This is a genomic window from Gluconobacter japonicus, assembly GCF_015244665.1.
Lineage (GTDB): Bacteria > Pseudomonadota > Alphaproteobacteria > Acetobacterales > Acetobacteraceae > Gluconobacter > Gluconobacter japonicus.
The window spans coordinates 607,246-627,031 of sequence record NZ_JABCQN010000002.1; the positions used below are offsets into that span (position 1 = coordinate 607,246).

Sequence of the window (19,786 nt, forward strand, 5' to 3'; positions counted from 1 at the left end):
TTTTTTACCGTTAAGATGTTTTTCACCCTATGTGCTGTCACGATTCGTGTGCAAGGAAAAAATTAACAATGATATTAATCAAGAATTAACGATCTTCTTATATTAAGATTTTGAAAAATATGCATATTTTAATGTCAAAAGATTTCTGTAATCTTTTATGATTTATCACGATTGTGTTATGTGAGGGAATTATTCGTTAATTTTTTGGAAAGTGAGAGATTTAATATTATTGAAATATCTTGGATTTACTTCAATTTATTTGCGCTGTTTCATTTGAATGAACGTCAGGGCGTGCTTGTGCAAAAAGGTATGATACCGCTCATTGGAGGCGGTTCAGACCAATGCGTGTGGTGGTGCGTAACGATATGGGGTTTGCCGCAACGCGGCTTCAGTGTGCGGCATCATCCAGAGGGATGATGCCGTAAAACTGTTCGTTTTGTACGAAGGGTAAAGGACTGCTTGCTATCTGGCTCGCTAGTGACGGCGTCTGGAAGGCGATCAGACTGTGCCAGTAAAGCTGAAATCACGTCTTATGCTGTAGGGCGTGCCAGTTCGTATAGGGCAACAGCTGCTGCGTTGGAGACATTGAGGCTTTCCATGTTTCCCGGCATGTAAACACTCGAAATCTCATCGCATGTTTCTCGTGTCAGCCTACGCAGTCCTGCTCCTTCAGCGCCGAGTACCAAGGCCACGCGACGTTTTCCGAAACTTGCACCATCGAGGCGTGTACCGCCGGCATCAAGGCCAACGACCCACACGTCCTGAGACTGAAGTGTGGCCAATGCGCGTGACAGATTGACTTCGCGAATGATCGGAACGAGATCCAGTGCGCCTGACGCGGCTTTCGCCATAGCGCCACTCTCCTGCGGCGTGTTGCGGTCCTGAACCAGAAGGGCGCAGGCACCGAATGCAGCAGCGGAGCGCAGGATCGCACCAATATTGCGGGGATCTGTAACCTGATCCAGAACAAGGATCGGACCTGGTCGCTCAAGGGCATCATGGATGGTTGGGGGATCGAGGGGCTCCACGCGCAGGCAGACGCCCTGATGAACGGCATCCCGTTCGCAGAGCCGATCCAGTCGTTCACGTTCCACGGTCTGTGGTTGTGCGCGGGAAGACTGGCTGAATGCAGCGGCGGCTTCGCGTGTGGCAAGAAACTCAAGAATAACGCGGTCCGGATTGTTTAAAGCGGCTTCGACGGCATGGTGGCCGTAAATCCAGTAGCCTGAAGCAGGCTTTCCTGAGCGTGAGGCACGTTCGGCATTACCGGAACGCTGTGGGCCTTTGTCCGCATGGCGGGACGGGGCGGCGGAGCGGGGGGAGGGTCGTCTGGACATGAAAAAATCATATAATCGACGATAGGCGATTGACATAGCCGTCTATCCGCCATATTCCAACCGCCGACCCGGAGAGGTGCCCGAGTGGCTAAAGGGGGCGGACTGTAAATCCGCTGGCGTACGCCTACGTTGGTTCGAATCCAACTCTCTCCACCAGGTCTCCTTTTTCTTAAGAAAATAAACACTTTAGCCAAAGCCAGTGTCGCCATAGATGCTATGGCTCGGTCCTGCCTTCGTTGAGAGAAGGTGGCATATCGCTCATTTGATGAAATAAGATGGACGTTTATTGTCTACTTGTACCCGAAGCATGGTTTAGTGGGTCGTCATGAGCATAGATCAGCGTCACGTATTCTGATTGATCTTCGGTATTTTGAGTTGTCTTTCGATTTCGATGAGCCGCTGTTTTCGCCAGAGACCTCCCCCATATCCCGTTAGGGAACCATTCGCGCCGATGACGCGATGGCAGGGAATCATCAGTGCAATCTGATTGGCGCCATTAGCGCGTGCAACCGCCCTTACGGCGGAAGGATGGCCGATTTGCCGTGCAATATCTGAATAACTGCGTGTTTCTCCTGCAGGGATAGTCTGGAGGGCATTCCAGACCAAGCGCGTAAAAGGAGTGGCGTTCAAAGCAAGAGGAGTCTGGAAGCTGTCGGAACGGGCTGAAAAATATGCTTCCAGCTCACTTTTTGCCTGCTCCGAGGGAGGGAGGCGCCCGATTCCTATTTCTCCGTTTGACGTTGTATGAAGTCGCTTGAGCTCAGCTGGAAGAGCTTTCCGATCCAGAAACTCCAGAAGATGCAGGTGACTCCGGCTGCTTACGGCAATCATGCCACCCAGAGGCGTTGGTATCCAGGTTGCCTGAAGAAGCTTGTTAGGACGTAGTTCGGAAGGCAGGCAGCCGAGCAGTCTGGCGAAAGCGGTACGAAACGCACTTGCAGAGTCGAAGCTGGCCTCATGTTGCGCTGTAATGACCTTGCCTCCGCCTGCCAGGGTCTCAAATCCTTCGCGAATACGTCGTTGCCGGGCCATTTCCAGAAAGGTCATTCCAAACTGTCGTTTAAAGCTGCGTCGTATTGTCGAAGGATCGTAGCCCATTTTGACAATGTGTCCCTCTGACCAGCGTCTATCCGGTTGCGCTTCAAGACTGTGTAGGAGCGCAGAAATTGAGGGGTCGGCAAGTGCTGAGGCCTGTAGGGGGTGGCAGCGTTTGCAGGGCCGGAAACCTGCATTGAGACATTCCCCGATAGTCTGGAAAAATGTGCAGTGTTCTCGTTTGGGCTTTCGTGCCGGATAGGTCAGGCGGCAGAAGATGCCTGTTGAAGAGACGCATACAAAGGCTTGTCCATCGAACGTCTCGTTACGGGACAAGAGTGCTGCATAAAGGGTTTCAGGGTCTGGAAGATCGAAGAGCATTCTGAAATCCTAGAACTGCACAACGGTGTCTGTCGCCGGTTTTCAGGCGTGGATTTTTTTTCGGACTGGCCCTTTGAGAAAAGGGAATGTCGCAAAAGCGTATAAATTGAACGTTTGGTCAGAAAATTCTTGCAATCAACAGTTCTGAAATCATACCGTTCTGATTACGAACCAATCGGGGGCATGAGATGGGTACGCGATTCGATATTGCCTGCGGACGGTTGCCAGAGACCGTTCTGGATCTCAATTTTGCCGATGCTCATCCGGGCCTAAGCCATGAGCAGGCTGCGCTGGAAGCAGATCGTTGCTTCTATTGTTATGATGCGCCCTGCGTTGAAGCCTGCCCGACGGGAATTGATATTCCGCGTTTTATCAAAGCAATTGCGTCAGACAATCTGGCAGGTGCCTCGCGGACCATTCTTCAGTCGAACATTCTTGGCGGGTCGTGCGCACGGGTTTGTCCGACGGAAATCCTGTGTGAGCAGAAATGTGTCCACGCTGCGATTGAAGCCAATCACGCTGTTCGGATCGGTGCTTTGCAGCGGTTTGCGACAGACTGGCAGATGAGCCAGAGTGCGCATCCGTTTCAACGCGGGGAGAGTACGGGACGTCGTGTGGCCGTCGTGGGCGCTGGGCCGGCAGGTTTGGCATGTGCGCATCGGTTGGCTATGCGGGGCCATGATGTGACGATTTTCGATCGGCATGAGGCTCCGGGCGGTCTCAACCAATATGGCGTGGCGGCCTACAAACTGGCTGATAATTTTGCTCAGAGAGAAATTGATTTCCTCATGTCGATCGGGGGAATCCGCTTTCAGGGAAGCGCTGTGCTGGGTCAAACCCTGACGCTGGCTGGTTTGCGCGAGAGCTATCATGCAGTTTTTCTTGGGATCGGTCTGTCAGGTGTACGGGCGTTAGGGTTTGAAAATGAGGGCGTTGAAGGGGTTCTGGATGCGGTAGCATTTATCGAAACGCTCAGATCCAGCACCCTGTCGGATGTTCCTGTTGGCCGACGTGTCGTTGTGATCGGAGGCGGAAATACGGCTGTTGATGCGGCCGTGCAGGCCAAGCGTCTGGGAGCTGAAGAGGTCACGCTGGTTTATCGTCGGGGTGCAGAACACATGTCCGCCACGCCTGTTGAGCGGGAATGGGCGCAGACCAATGGCGTTACGCTCCGCTTCTGGGCTTCTCCCCACCACCTTCTGACGGATCAGGGAGTTGTGCAGGGTATTTGTTTCGCGCGTGGAGCTTCTGGAAAAGGTTACGACCCTCAGGACAGTTTTACGCTTGAAGCTGACATGGTGCTGAAAGCGATTGGGCAGGTTTTCGTGTCTGATCCGATCCAGAATGATCAGATCTTGGTGGAAAATGGTCGCATTGTTGTGGACGTGAATGGGCGGACATCAATGCCAGGGGTCTATGCCGGCGGCGATTGTACGGCTGGTGAAGATCTGACGGTAGCGGCTGTGCGGGATGGCCGGGACGCTGCCGAAGCCATTCATGCTGAACTCATGGTCTCCAGTGCTGAAAAGGACGCGGTTAATGGCTGATTTACGCACTGTTTTTGCCGGTATCAAATCTCCCAATCCGTTCTGGCTGGCTTCTGCCCCTCCGACGGATAAGGAATATAACGTTCGCCGTGCTTTTCAGGCAGGCTGGGGCGGTGTTGTCTGGAAAACGCTTGGTGAAGATCCGCCAGTCGTCAATCTGAGTTCCCGCTATGGGGCCTTGGGATTTGAAGGGCGCAGGCTGATCGGTCTCAACAATATCGAGCTGATTTCGGATCGTCCTCTTGCGACCAATATTGCGGAAATCAAGCGCGTGAAACGGGAGTTTCCAGACCGCGCCGTGATTGTGAGCCTTATGGTTCCTTGCGAGGAAGATAAGTGGAAAGCCATTCTTCCCATCGTGGAGGAAACGGGTGCTGATGGGATCGAACTGAATTTCGGGTGCCCGCATGGCATGTCCGAGCGCAATATGGGCGCGGCAGTCGGGCAGGTTCCGGAATACGTGGAAATGGTGACGCGGTGGTGCAAGCAGAACACCCGTATGCCGGTGATTGTTAAGCTGACACCGAACGTGACCAATATTCTGATGCCGGCAAGGGCTGCACGCGCCGGGGGCGCGGATGCCGTGTCGCTGATTAACACGATCCAGTCTGTTATCGGTGTCGATTTGGACGCCATGGCGCCGATGCCTGTGGTGGGCGGCAAAGGGACGCATGGGGGGTATTGTGGTCCTGCCGTCAAGCCGATTGCTTTGCGCATGATTGGAGAGATCGCTCGGGACCCGACACTGGCCGGTATTCCGATTTCTGGGATTGGCGGTATCAGCAACTGGCGGGATTCGGCGGAATTTCTGGCTATGGGTGCGGGGTCTCTTCAGGTCTGTACGGCTGCCATGCATTATGGCTTCCGCATCGTTGAAGACATGATTGACGGTCTGTCCAACTGGATGGACGGGAAGGGTTATGAGCGGCTGGAGGATGTGACAGGGCGGGCGGTTTCGCAGTTTGTCCCCTGGAACCAGCTCAATATGAAATTCCGGACCATCGCCGATATTGATCAGGAGGCCTGTGTCGGGTGTGGGCTCTGTCACATCGCCTGTGAAGATACGTCCCATCAGGCCATTTCAAAACGCAATGGGCCGGATCGTCGCCATTATGAAGTGATTGAGGAGGAGTGCGTCGGGTGCAATCTCTGCGCTCATGTCTGTCCGGTGGATGACTGCATCACAATGGTTCCGCAGCCTTTTGATGGGGAACTGACATGGCCTGAGCATCCCTCAAACCCGCACCGGATTACAGCCTGAAAAGTAAAGCCCCGCCAGAATGGGTCTGTTGCCAAAGACTGAGAGAGGATGACCAGCATGATTCACAGCAATATCCGTGTTGATGGAGAGGCTCTTTGGGCAGATCTGATGGAGACTGCCCGTTTTGGTGGAACGCCTAAAGGTGGCATTCGTCGTCTGACATTGACGCCGGAAGACAGACAGGTTCGGGAATGGTTTGCCGCGACTTGTGAAAAGCTGGGCTGCGTTATCACCGTCGATACCATGGGCAATATGTTTGCGCGACGTCCGGGACAGGATGCCAACCTCCCGCCCATCACTATGGGAAGCCATCTGGATACCCAGCCGACGGGTGGAAAGTTTGACGGTATTCTGGGTGTTCTCGGTGGTCTTGCAGTGTTGCGAGCGCTGCATGAAGCAGGACATGGGACGCGGCATCCAATCGAGCTGATTAACTGGACGAATGAAGAAGGCTCCCGTTTCACCCCGCCCATGATGTGTTCTGGCGTTTTTGCGGGTGTTTTTACCGAGCAGGAGGTGCTGGATAAGCGGGATCGTTCTGGCGCCCGGTTTGGAGACGAACTGGTGGCGATTGGCTATCGGGGAGAAGAGCCGTGCGGGGAGCATCCAATAGCGGCTTATTTTGAACTCCATATTGAGCAGGGCCCCATTCTCGAAGTGGAGAACCGGGTTATTGGCGCTGTTTCGGGTGTTCAGGGCATGCGCTGGTATGAAGTGACGGTCAAAGGCAAGGACGCGCATGCGGGATCGACCCCAATGCCGATGCGTCATGATGCTTTGCTGGCAGCCTCGAAAATGGTCGTTGCTCTTTCGGAAGTGGCCCAGGCGAATGCCCCTGCTGCCGTTGGAACGGTTGGTTTGATTGAGAACAGGCCCAACAGTAATAACGTCGTGCCGGGTGAAACATTCTTTACCGTAGATCTTCGTCATCCCGAGGACGCGGTGGTTGCGGCCATGGAAAAAGACTTCATTGCCCGGTTTAAGCAGATTGCGGAGACAGAGGGCGTAACGTTGGAGATTGTGTCTATCTGGGATGCTCCGGCAGTCCATTTTGATACGCGTTGCGTTGACATGGTTACGGAGTCCGCACGGCAGATGGGATATGATCCTCTCCCGATTGTCTCAGGACCGGGTCATGATGCCGCCTATATGGCCAGAGTTGCGCCAACAGCCATGATTTTTGTTCCGTGCCGGGATGGTCTGAGCCACAACGAGGAAGAGAGTATTACGGAAAGCGAAGCGGAAGCGGGCGCCAATGTTCTTCTTGGAGCCGTTCTGCGCGCCGATAGCGTTCTTTAGACTTGCTCCAAAAGCAGGGGGCTTGTCGCTCGCCCTGAGAGCTGCCAAAAATCTGCTCCCGCATATCAGGCCGGGAGCAAGACGTGCCAAATGACGATCTGGGAGCCGCTCCGAGCCCCAGAAAAAGAGTGAGAGCTGGCGTCCCGCGACGTGCCACTGTTCCGCAGATCCTTAATGCTGCGGAATGGACGTTTGGAACGCGTGGTCTTAAGGGGACGCGGTTGGAAGATATCGCCAAGGTCTGTGACATCCCCAAAGCGAATATTCTCTATTATTTTGGCTCTAAGGAAGATCTCTATAACGCCACGCTGGCCCGGCTTCTGGATGTTTGGCTGACGGATGCGGATACCTGGCTTTCTCCGGACAGGGATCCGATTGAAGGCTTGAAGGGGTATGTTGAAGCCAAAATAGCTTTCTCACGCACGCGACCGGAGGGATCTAGATTGTTTGCTCAGGAACTCCTGTCGGGAGGGCTGATGGTTCAGGATTTCCTGAGAGGAGAACTACGAGCGCATGTGGCCCGGCATGTGGCAATTTTCCTTGATTGGCAGGCACGGGGTATCATGGCGCCGATCGACCCCACGCATTTTCTGTTGCTGCTCTGGTCAGGCACACAATCCTATGCGGATATGCAGGTCCAGTATGAAGCCATTCTGGACCGTGCTCCTCTGACGGACGCCGATTACGATACGGGTGTGGCGACGATCATGACGCTTGTTGGCTCGCTTTTCCGCCCACTAACGTCAGGCGTGTCAGAAGAAGATGGAAAGCCAGTCCAGAGAAAAATCCCGTAAACCAGGCAAAGTTCTGGAATGCTGCCAACGCAGGGATAAAGACATTGGCTAATCCCACAAGAACAGCCAGAATCAGTGCCCAGACTGCCACGGGATTGAGACCTCCTTTATACCAGTATCGGGCTGCAGGATCGGTGCTGTAGAGGGCGCCGATGTCTAGCGTCTGGCGTTGAACAAGGTAATAATCTGCGAGCAAAATCCCTGTGACCGGTGCAATAAACAGCCCAAGAACATCAAGAGTGAAATGGATCAGGTCCGGCCGGGCATAAAGGTTCCAAGGCGTAAGAATAATCGCCCCTATGGACGCAATGATTCCGCCGCTTCGCCATGAAATTTTAGCAGGCGCGATATTAGAGAAGTCGAAAGCGGCAGAGACGAAATTGGCAGAAATATTGATGCCAATTGTCGCGACCACAAAGGTCAGGATGCCCACCACCATAATGGTCTGACTGTCGAGTCTGGTGACAGTTTCAACCGGATCAATCAGGATTTTTCCAAAGACAGGCTGGGTCAGGGTCACGGTCGTCAGGGCAAGGGCGGAGAACGCCATGAAGTTGATGGGGAGCCCCCAGAAATTTCCGCGCTTCACAGCGTCGATACTGACGCCATATCGAGAAAAATCACCAAAGTTCAGAACGATGGGAGAGAAGAAAGCAATCGTCAGGGAAATGACGTTCAGAAGGCCGGTCAGGTGTTGACCTATTGTAAGATCTGAACGCGGGAGAACAGAAAAGCTGATTTGTCCGTGGGTTTTCCAGAGCAGAACGCCGTCCAGAAGAATCATCATGATGTAAATCGCCGGGCCGGCCCAGTCGATGAAGTGACGGATGGACTCCATGCCGCGCCAGAAGACGGCAAGTTGTAGGGACCAGATGAGGAGAAACGCCATCCAGCCCAATAAAGAGAGGCCCAGAAAGCCATAATGATGCGCATCGCTGTATGTCGTGAGAGAGGGTATAACGCGCAGCAGGAACAACACAACGGCATTGGATGCCAGCCACGTCTGAATTCCGTACCAGCCGATTGCAATAATTCCACGGACAAGAGCCGGGATAACAGCGCCATAAACTCCAAAAACACTCCGGATGATCACGGGAAAAGGAGCACCGGAACGCAGGCTGGGGACTGCAATCAGGTTGCAGAGAATCTGTACGGCAAGGATTGCGATCAGGAGTCCGAACAGCACGCTCCCCACTGGGAGTCCCATGGCGAAGAACGTGCCAACCGTCATGTACCCGGCAACACTGTGAACGTCAGACATCCATAAAAAGAGGAAGTCTTTCCAGGCCCAGGTTCTTTGTTGGACGGGTGCCAGATCAGCATTGGTCAAACGACCTGAAGGGTGCACGTCCGGTAGTTGTGTCATGCTGATGATCCCTGTTCTTGAAAAAAATCCGGCAGTGCAATCGTGATGTTGACCGAATGGTCAGATTAACCATACAGTTTCGGTAAGACAACGACATTGTGCCAATCGCTTTTCCTGAATGGAAGGGATGCCATGCTCCTGATCAAGGGTGGAACAGTTGTTACGTCGGAAAGGCAGTTTCGCGCAGACGTTCTGTGTGATGACGACGGGCGAATTGCAGATGTTCAGCCGGATATGGACGTCCCGATTGGGAGTACGATCGTTGAAGCGGACGGACTGCTTGTCATGCCGGGCGGTATAGACCCTCATACCCATATGGAAATGCCTTTCATGGGCACGACGGCCAGTGATGATTTTTACACCGGCACAGCCGCCGGGTTGGCGGGTGGTAATACCAGCATTATCGACTTCGTCATTCCTGATCACAGGCAGTCCCTCCATGATGCCTGGAAAGCATGGCGGGACAAGGCTGAGAAAGCGGCTGCCGACTATGGCTTTCATGTCGCGGTAACGCATTGGGATGACCAGGTTCATAAAGACATGGGCACGCTTGTGCGGGAGTGTGGCGTCAATTCCTTCAAGCACTTCATGGCCTATAAAAATGCCTTGATGGTGGATGATGAGACGTTTCTCAATTCCATGCGTCGTGCGGGAGAACTGGGTGCTTTATGTACCGTACACGCTGAAAATGGGGACGCTGTTTCTTTCCTTCAGGAAACGTTACTGAAAGCGGGGAAAACCGGCCCAGACGCTCATCCATTGTCCCGTCCAGCCAGTGTTGAAGGAGAGGCAGCTCAACGGGCTATTACGCTGGCTTCTGTTAGCAACACACCACTTTACATTGTGCATGTTTCTACACGGGAAGCGACGGAGGCCATAGCTGCGGCCCGTCTGCGCGGGTTGGAAGTTTACGGAGAAGTTCTCCCTCAGCATCTGGTTTTTGATGAAAGCGTTTATCAGTCTTCAGACTGGTTGCAGGCGTCCCGGTACGTCATGAGCCCGCCATTTCGAGAAAAATCCCACCAGCAGGCGCTATGGGGAGGGCTCTCTTCAGGGCAGTTACAGACTACGGCAACGGATCACTGCTGTTTCTGCCGTTCCCAGAAAGAAATGGGGCTGACGAATTTCACGCGTATTCCCAATGGTGTGCCTGGTATTGAAGACCGAATGAGCATCCTGTGGCATCATGGGGTTACAAGCGGAAAGCTGACCCCAGAACAGTTCGTTGCAGTAACGTCCGCCAATACAGCGCGTATTTTCAACCTGCATACGCGGAAGGGGCTGATTGCTGCGGGTGCGGATGCAGATATCGTTCTGTGGGACCCGCTGGCGACCCGAACCATTTCGTCGGCCACACACCACCAGAATGTTGATTACAATATCTATGAAGGCATCACGGTGACGGGAGTGGCGAAAAAAACCATCAGTCAGGGGCGTGTAGTCTGGGACGATGGGACGTTGAGAGCCGAGCGCGGGCAAGGCCGGTATGTGGAGCGAAAACCTTTCAGAATCGGCGGTACGAGAGCCTCGAATGGCACGGAGACAGCGTGATGAACGAGTTGAAAAATGAAAGCCTGTGTGCTCTGGCGATGAGCGAAGGGCGTAACTGGTTGCCCTTCAGTGCCAACAGGTTTGTGAACGGTCGGGGCGATCATCGTGTCGTGGCGTCGGCCAAGGGCCCTTATTATACGATGGCCGACGGACGCACCGTTTTTGATACTCTGTCCGGGCTGTGGTGTACGCCGCTCGGACATGGGCATCCACGCATTGTCGAAGCTCTGCGTCAGCAAGCTGAAACGCTCGATTTTGCACCCGGGTTCCAAATGACACATGCTCCGGCGGTGACGCTGGCGGCGCGTATTGCCAAGATGGCTCCAGAAGGACTGGAGCATGTTTTCTTTGCAAATTCAGGATCGGAAGCCGTTGATACGGCTTTGAAAATTGCCATCGGTTTCCACAAATTGCGGGGAGACGGCGGTCGTTTCCGTTTAATCGGACGGGAACGTGGGTATCACGGCGTCGGGTTTGGCGGGATGTCCGTTGGTGGCATTGTCTCCAACCGGAAGATGTTCGCGACAGTCATGATGCCGGGGGTCGATCACCTTCGCCATCCTTATGACCATGCCCACGTTGCCTTTTCAAAAGGGCAGCCGGAGTGGGGTGCCTGTTTGGCGGATGATCTTGAAAGGCTGGTGGCGCTTCATGATGCTTCCACTATTGCGGCTGTAATCGTCGAACCTGTGCAGGGGTCCACAGGTGTGTTGGTGCCTCCTGTCGGGTATCTCCAAAAGCTCAGGGAAATCTGCACAAAGCACGGTATTCTTCTTATTTTTGACGAAGTAATTACCGGATTTGGCCGAATGGGAGAGAATTTCGCATCCCAGAGATTCGGTGTCACGCCTGACATGATTACGTTTGCAAAGGCCGTGACCAACGGAATTGTTCCGATGGGTGGTGTTATCGTCACGTCTGAAATCTACAAGACATTCATGAACGGGCCCGAAAGTGCGATAGAGTTCGCACATGGCTACACCTATTCTGGACACCCTCTGGCTGCCGCTGTTGCTCATACCGTCCTCGATATTATGGAAGAGGAAGGAATAAATGGGCGGGTAAAGGCCCTTGAGCCAGTTTTGGAAGAAGAAGTGCATGCGCTTCGGGATTTAAAGTCAGTCAAGGACTTGAGAAATATCGGCCTTACTGCGGCTATCGAACTTGTTCCTGCGCCTGAAAAATCTGCTCTCCGAAGTGTTCAGCTCTTTGAATATGGTTTGCAGAAGGGGGTGTTGCTCAGAGTGACGGGAGATATAATTTCCTTTGGACCGCCATTTATTTCAACTCCAGAGCAGATCAAAGAGATGATTCAAAAGGTAAGAAAGGTTCTTCTGAAATGCGAAGAAGATTTCTAATATATTTGATTTAAAAGTCAGATTTTTAAAAATAATGATTGAGAGCCGAGTGATGCTTCCGTCACTCGGCTAAACCTGTTTTCTATTTATTCCATAAGCGCCTTCAATATTTTTTTCAGATTTTCATTGACCCAAAAATACAAATTATTTCATTATTATATCGTAACATATATGGGCGGTGTTGCTCTCGCTATCCGGGTGTCGGAGAAGAAAAAGTGAAAACACTGGTTTCTCGTTTGCTGCTTGGTACGGTCCTGGGTTCGATGACGTTTGTGGGAGCCTCCCAAAACGCCAAGGCTGCTAAGTTCTCACACGCTCGGCATACGCTGCTCAGGCAGCCTGTCACGCCTTCGTCTTCAAAGTTTCGTCCTCGTCGAACATCCCTGATGTCAGTTGATGAAGAAAATGTTGGAGTTAGGGGGTCAAGGCGTGCACACGATTCCGGCGGCGGTATGATGCGCGCCGAAACGGCTTCGTATGCGGTGCAGTCTGTCGGGAGGCAGTATATCGAGATGAGAAGCCCCACTTCCACGGGGCTGGACGTCGTTCAAAATCTACCGAGTGTCAGTATCGCTATGCCTGATACATCGGGAATAAAAGGTGGTGCCTTGTATATGAGAGGCTTCACTGATGCTGATACCGCTTTACTGCTGGATGGTGCTCCTGCGTCTTTGGCGGCGTATCTTCAGCAGAATGTGGATGCAGAAAATATCGAGACCGTGACCATGACACCTGGGAGTTCTCCCATTGATGCTCCGGCCTCCAACGCTACAGCCGGCACACTTGATGAACGAACACGGACACCGAGCAAGAAGGCCGGTGGAAGTATGGATTTTTCCTATGGTACCAACAATATGTCGCGTGAGTTCGTGCGGTTGGAATCTGGAGAAATCGGAAACTCTGGGATCAGGTCTTACATCTCGGTTTCAAACACACATTCGCGCCAATGGATGGGTGCGGGGATAAACCGGAGAACGCATGTTGATGTTGGATTATTTAAGGAATTTACGAATGGATCGACCGTAAAATTTTTTGGGTCGTGGAATAATTCAATGTTTACGATTGATGCCTATCCCGATGCCAAGACGTTTTACAATTACAAGCATACTGGCAACGGATATAATCGCACAGATATCTGGGACCGAAATTCCGCGTCCGCCGGGAATTACTGGCAGGGAAATATTGACTCCTGGAACCAGTTTTTCGTCACCACGCAAGCCCATATTATTCTCAATAAACGTCTGAGCTTTGATCTCTCTCCTTATTTTGCCACTGGCTTTGGATGGGACGGTTCTTCTGCAGGGACGCCATCGTCCACAGGGTCAACGTATTATTACGGAAACGGACAGAAAGTGGATGCTTCGGCTCCCTTAAGCACCTACTGGGCGCAGCATTGGTCGCCTCAGGTCGGGCTTGTGGCGAAGCTGGGATATGACCTTGACCGCCATAATCATCTGTCTTTTGGCTATTGGTATGAAAACAATGCCGTTGATTATTTCTTCCCGACCATGGCGACGCAGGAAAGTGGTCGCAATGCACAAACCAATGATGCGGCCTATAAGCTTTATACGGAAAACGGGCAGGAAGCCATTTACAGGTATGATGCCGGTTATGAATTGAACTCGTTCTTTGTTGAAGATACTGCAAAATACTTTAACGACCGTTTGCTTGTGAATGCTGGCTTTAAATATGTCATGTCTAATTACTGGGACAGGGCGTCAGGCTTAAGCAAGTTCACTATTGGTGCAAATTCGACAGCACCATTGCCGCATCTGTCGGTTTCGTACAAATTTGATACGCATAGCCAGATTTACCTGAATGCGGAGGGAGATTTCCGGCAACCCTCTCCATCCCAGCTTTCCGCCTCCACGTCTTTGCCAAAAAATCAGTATTCGATTACCGAGCAGATTGGGTACCGCTACAATAACCGTTACCTGACTGTTGATATCGCAGCGTTCAATTCGAATATCACCAATCGACTGTTGACAACCTATCTTCCCAATACGGCGTATGCTGTTTCAAATGCAGGGAATCAGACCATTCGTGGCTTTGATGCCATGGTTGCAGGGCGCGAGGTTCATCATTTCAGTCCTTACGCGTCTGTCGAGTATCTGCACGGTACGTTTGATTCTAATATTCCTTATGGAGACACCTATCTTCCGACAAAAGGGAAGCAATCTATTTTGACGCCTCGGCTGCTAGCGAATTTTGGTCTGACCTATAGCAATGCCGGGTTTTTTGGGAACTTCAGCCTTCACTACACAGGTCCTCAATCTGTAACGCTTGTAAATGACCAGAGGATGCCTGGGTTCGTCACGAATACGCTTGCGCTTGGATATCATTTCAAACCACTTTATTTTCTTAAAACACCGACATTCCGCCTGAATTTTTCAAATCTAACAGGGTCAATCATTCGCGTCGGGACAACCGGGATTACCAATAACTATCGCAACGTCACGTTGCTCAACGGTAGCACTCTTGCCGGAAGCAACGGTGCGTCCTTTTATGTTCTTCCCAGATTTTCAATGACTGGTACAATTTCTTCGGATTTTTGACATCGAAACTATGAATTGCAAATCCCTGCCCTAAAGAAGGACGTGCAGGAAAATAACAGGTGTGTTTTTGTATGGATGTCTCGTGATAATAATTCTGTTGTTTTATCGAGATGATATCAAGCGCTGAATCCTACTCGCGGGCTGATTGGAAATGGAGTGTTCAAGCAACGATTTTACGAGTTTTAGATAACCGGTCTGCGGGAAATTCGTGCTATTAGGCGGGATTTTCTCAGTTTTGTTGTCACAAATCTTTCGATAACGCCCACGTTTTCTAACCGGTTCCTGCACCAATCCGATACAGAGAAGTTCTATATTATTTTTGGTCATACGTGAGATAATGATATTTCGTTTTTATTCGCGAAAACAATTTTTTACCTCCTGTAACTCAATCAGAGTGCAGGAAAGAAATCTTTCATGTTCAGGACGGCTTCTTATCGTCGGCGGTTTTTATATGGCACGATGCTGGGGGCCTGCTGCACGTCCTTGATATCGCCTCCTGCTGATGCGCGGGAAGGGGGTGATACAGATCACGACAGCACGGTATCGGCTGAGAATGTCATCGTAACGGGAACTCGTACGGCAGTTAAAGCTTCTCGAAGCATGGCCCCTATTGCCATTTTCACGGCAAATGATCTGAGGAAAACCGGTCAGACCAGTCTGCGGAATGCCCTGACGGCGCTCGATCCTTCCATCAATAATACACCTGGCTATCCTGGTCAGCTCGGTTTTACGACGAAAACCATGTCTTTGCGCGGCCTCCCAGCTAATGAAACGCTGGTCCTTGTGAATGGCAAGCGTCGGCATACGATGTCTTCCGTGTTTTATGGAGGCGCGATGCAAGGACAGTCACCTGTCGATCTGGATCTGATTCCCTTTTCCTCAGTGGATCACGTCGAAATCCTCAAGGACGGTGCTGCTGCTCAATATGGATCAGATGCTATCGCGGGAGTGATCAACATTATCCTCAAATCTGCCAATCATGGAGGAAGTGCTGAGTTAGGGTACAATCAGTATGGTTGGACCATAGGCCCTTTGGGAGACTACGGGCGTGGGGGTAACCTGAATTACAATCAGGGCTTTAAAATCGGACGTAGCGGGTTTCTGAACATCACGGCAGAATTCGTTGGGAACCAGGCGACCAATACCGCTGGGTATGTTCCCAGAACGCAGGGTGGAAAGGCCGTTCTTCTCTATCCGCTTCTGGCGAATGGGCAGCAGGATCCGCGGGAGAACGGAAATCGGTATCGTCAGATTTCGGGGCAGCCTGAGTCTCAACGGCAGAGCATCGCCTATAATATGGAGGTGCCTCTTTCGGATGCTGCGACATTTTATTCTTATGGGACATATAGTCATCGTACGGTTTTTGCATCCGCCTGGTATCGGCCATCCAACTCCCAGCAGAATATCATGAGCGTTTATCCTGAAGGATACCTGCCGACTGATACGACCGAAGATCATGATTTTCAGATCACAAATGGTGTTCGTGGTCGTGATTTCTTTGGGTGGCAGTGGGATGCGAGCGTCAATTATGGACGCAATCTCAGCAGCATTGGCATTCAGAACACGCTGAATAACTCTCTGGGTCCAGACAGCCAGCATAAATTCCACCTTCAATCGCTGGATAATTCGGAATTAACCGCGGATTTCGATATCAAGCGCAGTTTTCGAACGGGTCTGTTTTCCAGTCCACTGCAGGTCGCTGGTGGCGTTGAATATCGTTACAATGAATATGGTGTTTCGGCAGGAGAAACAGCGTCATATGCCGATGGCGGTTACGTTTTTCCGGCAAGCTACGTCTTTCCAAATGCTAGCCCTGCCTTGCCGGGCGCGTCTGGTCTGGGTTTTACGTCGCCATCACAGGCAGGAACGCACTCCCGTATGAACGGGGCATTTTATCTGGATCTGACCCAGAAATTGACCAAGGATCTAACGGTCAATCTTTCTGGCCGTGATGAACAGTACAGCGATTTTGGTAATACGCTGAGTGGCAAAGTCTCCTTGCGGTATCAGGTTACGCCATGGCTGGCTTTAAGAGGGTCTGCCAGTAATGGATTTCATGCTCCGACACTTCAGCAGCAGTATTTCCAGAGCACGGCGCTTTATTATTCCGTCCATCCGAGCACCAACCAGCTTGTGCAGTCCTATACGACCTATGCGTCCGTGGATAATCCGGGTGCGCGTGCTCTCGGGGCGACAGCCCTGAAGCCTGAAACATCTCATAACTTCAATGTGGGTTTTGTTCTGACCCCTCTTAAAAATTTGGATATCTCTCTGGACGCTTACCGTATCGATATTTTTAATCAGATTGTCCCGATTTCCGTGGCGGGATCCGGTGTTGCGGGCGCCAGAGTGCTTGAGATCCTGCATGAGGCTGGTGTTGTGCCGAATGATGGTCGTTACTACGGCTATACTTACGAACGAAACGCCGCGCATACGCGAGCGACAGGTCTCGATCTCCAAGCTCATTATCTGACGCGCTTCGGCCGTGCGGGCTCTGTAACATGGAGCCTGATGATGAACCAGCAGCAGCATCAGATCATTCGGGTCAATCCACTCAACGTCAATTTAGGGTCTGGTATTACGGCCCTGTTCCGCAGTCAGATCGGAAACATCACGACGCTTTATCCGCGCAATACCATTCGCCTGAATGCGACATGGAATATTCAGCGCTGGTCCACCACGCTTCGGCTTTCGCGGTACTCTGCAACCAAGCTGCTGAGTGATCGAGGGGCGGCTTATGATGAAACCGTTGCTCCGGCATGGCTGGTGGATTTCGATCTGACCTATCGCTTCCCGAACCGCATCAAAGTGTCTGTTGGCGGCAATAACGTTTTCAATCATCGCCCGCAGACCCTGAGTGCAACAGCCCAGAGTGCTGCGTCTCTTCTTCAGGTGAACCCGAACTACAGTTCCGCCGCCATCTACGGGGCGGAGGGAGGATATTACTATGGCAAAGTTGCCTGGAGCTGGTGAATTCATGATCCTGACACGTCGACGCAGCCTTATGCTCGGGCTGACAGGCCTTTCCCTTGCTGCAGTCAACCGGTATGGCATTTCGGGGGCTTACGCCGCAGAACCTCTGCGGATCGGAGATCAGAAGGGCGGGGCACGCTCTCTTCTGAAAGCAGCAGGAATAGGAGATAACGCTTCGTCACCCCTTCAGTGGAGCCTGTTTGCCGGGGCTCCGATGTTGATACAGGCGTTGACGGCGAAAGCTATTGATGCCGGGGTGATCGGGGATGCGCCGCTGGTCTTTGCCCAGAGTGGGTCTGACGAAATAACAGCGATCGCCGGTGTGCAAACGGATGGGACGACAACGGCTGTCGTCGTGCCGCCAGACAGTGCCATCCGCTCTGTTGCGGATCTGAAAGGGAAGCGTATTGCGACCTTGAAAGGGCAGACCGGACATTATCTCGTTCTGGCCGCACTAAAAGCGGCAGGGCTGCACGCGAAGGATGTTCGGTTTGTTTTTATCCCGCCTGTAGCAGCAAAACTGGCCTTACAAACGGGTGCCGTAGATGCCTGGGCAACTTGGGGACCTTATATTTCGGACGCCAAAGTCTCCAATGGAGCGCGGGAAATTGTGAATGGCGGTCAGCTGATGAGCGGTCTGAGCTACGTCGTTGCTACTCGTGAAGCGCTGGAAAAGAACCGGGCCGGCCTAGTGAATTATGTGCAGCAACTCAAGGCCGGGCATCAGTGGATGCAAACCCATACAGACGATTATGCCAAGGTGTGGGCAGAAGAAGTCGGCCTATCCCTTCCTGTAGCGAAGGATGTCGTACGCACGATGCGAGGGACGATTATTCCCCTGACGCCAGACATCGTTGTCAAGCAACAGCAAGTTTCTGACTTTATGACTGAAACGGGAATGATCTCTGGAAAACTGAATGCACAGGCCGTCATGGATGGCAGTTTCACGTTCTGACAAAAGGGTTGTAGATGTCTTATTCACCAGGGCGCAGCTTCGCACTTGGAGCATATTTGACCGGTTCCGCAACGAATGGGGATGCCTGGCGGGCACCGGGTGAAGATGTGGACGCGGATATCAGTTTTGAACGGTATCGCTCCTATGTGGATCTTCTGGAGCAGGGCCGCTTTGACAGCATCTTTCTGTACGACAACGTGCTGCCAATCCCTGACCCTTCGGCGATTGCTGACACGCCTGCGCTGGCTCGATGGGACACTTTTACGCTTCTGTCTGCGCTGGCTGTCACATCGCGGCATATCGGCCTGATCGGCACGGCCAGCACAACATTCAATGAGCCGTATAATGTGGCCCGGCGTGTCGCCTCGCTGGATCGGTTGAGTAATGGACGCGCTGGCTGGAATGTCGTGACTGCGACGGGGGGAGGCGAAAACTTCAATCTGCCACGACATGTCGATCATCAGGAGCGTTATGAGCGTGCGCATGAATTCGTTGATGTCGTGACAGGGCTTTGGAAGAGCGTGCAACCGGATGCTTTTCTGCGCGACAAAGAGAATGGTCAGTGGCTCGATCCAGCCAAGGTTCACCCTCTTAATCATAAAGGGCGCTTTTACAGTGTCGCGGGCCCGCTGAATTCACCGCTTCCGGTCCAGAGCCGTCCTGTTCTGGCACAGGCAGGTGCGTCCGGGGCAGGGAAGGAACTGGCGGCGCGCATTGGTGAAGTCATTTACACGGCAGAATATGATCCTGCCGCGGGGCGGGATTATAGGGCAGACGTTCTGGATCGGGCACGGCGCTACGGCCGAACGGACGCACATTTGCGGATCCTTCCGGGGTTGGCGCCTTTTGTGGGGCGCACGGAAGATGAAGCGCGTGGGAAATTTGAAACCTATCTGAGCTATCTGAACAAAGGGGAGGTTCTGCGCAGTTTTTCCGCTTATGCCAGCTTGGGGATTGATCTGTCTCAGTGGCCAGACGGACAACCTATCCGACTAAAAGCCGTGGAGGAGACCAATAGCCACAAGAGCCGACAATCTCTTATTGTGGACTGGATCAGGCGTGAAGCTCCTACGACAAAGGATGTCCTCAAAACTTTTACCAAAGGTGGCCATCGTATTCTTGTGGGGACGCCTCAGTCCATTGTGGATGATATGGAAGGCTGGTACCGGACGGGAGCTGCGGATGGCTTCAATATCATGTTCACGTCTGCTCCGGATGGTATTCAGGATTTTGTGACATTGGTTGTTCCCGAACTGCAAAAACGTGGACTTCTGCGTCGGGAATATGCTGGTCGTACATTGCGTGAGAATTTAGGTTTGCCGCTTCTTTGAAGCTACAAAATGCTGGATTCATTGTTTTATAGCGTGCCTTTAG

General features: G+C 52.3%; 13 protein-coding genes and 1 tRNA gene. 11 read left to right on the forward strand and 3 right to left on the reverse strand.

All coding sequences use genetic code 11. The features are described from left to right. Positions 1–530: 530 nt before the first annotated feature. Positions 531–1,337, reverse strand: coding sequence for a 23S rRNA (guanosine(2251)-2'-O)-methyltransferase RlmB (rlmB, locus tag HKD32_RS06185; RefSeq protein ID WP_026017651.1), 807 nt, complete (start codon positions 1,335–1,337; stop codon positions 531–533). Between the two features lie 70 nt (positions 1,338–1,407). Here rlmB and HKD32_RS06190 point away from each other — a divergent pair. Continuing rightward, positions 1,408–1,493, forward strand: a tRNA-Tyr gene (locus tag HKD32_RS06190). Positions 1,494–1,679: 186 nt separating this feature from the next. On the opposite strand, the gene HKD32_RS06195 is transcribed toward HKD32_RS06190, so the two are convergent. Further along, positions 1,680–2,753, reverse strand: a complete 1,074-nt coding sequence (locus tag HKD32_RS06195) for a bifunctional transcriptional activator/DNA repair enzyme AdaA (protein ID WP_061932101.1) — start codon at positions 2,751–2,753, stop codon at positions 1,680–1,682. 188 nt (positions 2,754–2,941) lie between these two features. On the opposite strand from HKD32_RS06195, the gene HKD32_RS06200 reads away from it, so the two are divergent. The 4 genes from HKD32_RS06200 (at position 2,942) to HKD32_RS06215 (ending at position 7,654) form a co-directional block, all read left to right on the forward strand. Further along, a complete protein-coding gene (locus HKD32_RS06200; RefSeq protein WP_061932103.1) occupies positions 2,942–4,300 on the forward strand; it encodes an NAD(P)-dependent oxidoreductase in 1,359 nt (452 codons plus the stop codon). Next, complete coding sequence (preA, locus tag HKD32_RS06205; RefSeq protein ID WP_061932105.1) at positions 4,293–5,561, forward strand: NAD-dependent dihydropyrimidine dehydrogenase subunit PreA; 1,269 nt, start codon at positions 4,293–4,295, stop codon at positions 5,559–5,561. The genes HKD32_RS06200 and preA overlap by 8 nt, the downstream gene beginning before the upstream one ends. A gap of 57 nt (positions 5,562–5,618) precedes the next feature. After that, on the forward strand, positions 5,619–6,860 hold the full coding sequence (locus tag HKD32_RS06210; protein ID WP_194257712.1) for a M20 family metallo-hydrolase: 1,242 nt from the start codon (positions 5,619–5,621) through the stop codon (positions 6,858–6,860). An 83-nt stretch (positions 6,861–6,943) separates the two neighbouring features. Then, positions 6,944–7,654: a TetR family transcriptional regulator C-terminal domain-containing protein gene (locus HKD32_RS06215; protein WP_337905503.1), complete on the forward strand. Its 711-nt coding sequence runs from the start codon at positions 6,944–6,946 to the stop codon at positions 7,652–7,654. Here HKD32_RS06215 and HKD32_RS06220 read toward each other — a convergent pair. Then, on the reverse strand, positions 7,566–9,020 hold the full coding sequence (locus tag HKD32_RS06220; protein ID WP_194257713.1) for an NCS1 family nucleobase:cation symporter-1: 1,455 nt from the start codon (positions 9,018–9,020) through the stop codon (positions 7,566–7,568). The two genes, HKD32_RS06215 and HKD32_RS06220, sit on opposite strands and share 89 nt — an antisense overlap. Positions 9,021–9,152: 132 nt before the next feature. Here HKD32_RS06220 and hydA point away from each other — a divergent pair, with 132 nt between their 5' ends. The 6 genes from hydA (at position 9,153) to HKD32_RS06250 (ending at position 19,743) form a co-directional block, all read left to right on the forward strand. Beyond that, positions 9,153–10,571 (forward strand): dihydropyrimidinase, encoded by a 1,419-nt coding sequence (hydA, locus tag HKD32_RS06225; RefSeq protein ID WP_061932114.1) that lies wholly within the window; start codon positions 9,153–9,155, stop codon positions 10,569–10,571. After that, the gene (locus tag HKD32_RS06230) at positions 10,571–11,929 is read left to right on the forward strand and encodes an aspartate aminotransferase family protein (RefSeq protein ID WP_061932116.1); all 1,359 of its coding nucleotides are present in this window, start codon (positions 10,571–10,573) and stop codon (positions 11,927–11,929) included. The genes hydA and HKD32_RS06230 overlap by 1 nt, the downstream gene beginning before the upstream one ends. 215 nt (positions 11,930–12,144) lie before the next feature. Beyond that, positions 12,145–14,484, forward strand: a complete 2,340-nt coding sequence (locus HKD32_RS06235; protein ID WP_061932118.1) for a TonB-dependent receptor — start codon at positions 12,145–12,147, stop codon at positions 14,482–14,484. Between the two features lie 414 nt (positions 14,485–14,898). Continuing rightward, positions 14,899–17,457: a TonB-dependent receptor plug domain-containing protein gene (locus tag HKD32_RS06240; protein WP_194257714.1), complete on the forward strand. Its 2,559-nt coding sequence runs from the start codon at positions 14,899–14,901 to the stop codon at positions 17,455–17,457. Next, complete coding sequence (locus HKD32_RS06245; RefSeq protein WP_228118795.1) at positions 17,432–18,412, forward strand: ABC transporter substrate-binding protein; 981 nt, start codon at positions 17,432–17,434, stop codon at positions 18,410–18,412. Before HKD32_RS06240 ends, HKD32_RS06245 begins: the two co-directional genes overlap by 26 nt. Before the next feature lie 56 nt (positions 18,413–18,468). Next, positions 18,469–19,743, forward strand: coding sequence for an LLM class flavin-dependent oxidoreductase (locus HKD32_RS06250; protein WP_234781785.1), 1,275 nt, complete (start codon positions 18,469–18,471; stop codon positions 19,741–19,743). The last annotated feature ends 43 nt before the right edge of the window (positions 19,744–19,786 follow it).

What these genes read in the sequence shown, in the direction of transcription:
- rlmB (WP_026017651.1), bottom strand. Translation starts at nt 1,337, where the DNA reads ATGTCCAGACGACCCTCCCCCCGCTCCGCCGCCCCGTCCCGCCATGCG.
- HKD32_RS06195 (WP_061932101.1), bottom strand. Translation starts at nt 2,753, where the DNA reads ATGCTCTTCGATCTTCCAGACCCTGAAACCCTTTATGCAGCACTCTTG.
- HKD32_RS06200 (WP_061932103.1), top strand. Translation starts at nt 2,942, where the DNA reads ATGGGTACGCGATTCGATATTGCCTGCGGACGGTTGCCAGAGACCGTT.
- preA (WP_061932105.1), top strand. Translation starts at nt 4,293, where the DNA reads ATGGCTGATTTACGCACTGTTTTTGCCGGTATCAAATCTCCCAATCCG.
- HKD32_RS06210 (WP_194257712.1), top strand. Translation starts at nt 5,619, where the DNA reads ATGATTCACAGCAATATCCGTGTTGATGGAGAGGCTCTTTGGGCAGAT.
- HKD32_RS06220 (WP_194257713.1), bottom strand. Translation starts at nt 9,020, where the DNA reads ATGACACAACTACCGGACGTGCACCCTTCAGGTCGTTTGACCAATGCT.
- hydA (WP_061932114.1), top strand. Translation starts at nt 9,153, where the DNA reads ATGCTCCTGATCAAGGGTGGAACAGTTGTTACGTCGGAAAGGCAGTTT.
- HKD32_RS06230 (WP_061932116.1), top strand. Translation starts at nt 10,571, where the DNA reads ATGAACGAGTTGAAAAATGAAAGCCTGTGTGCTCTGGCGATGAGCGAA.
- HKD32_RS06240 (WP_194257714.1), top strand. Translation starts at nt 14,899, where the DNA reads ATGTTCAGGACGGCTTCTTATCGTCGGCGGTTTTTATATGGCACGATG.
- HKD32_RS06245 (WP_228118795.1), top strand. Translation starts at nt 17,432, where the DNA reads ATGGCAAAGTTGCCTGGAGCTGGTGAATTCATGATCCTGACACGTCGA.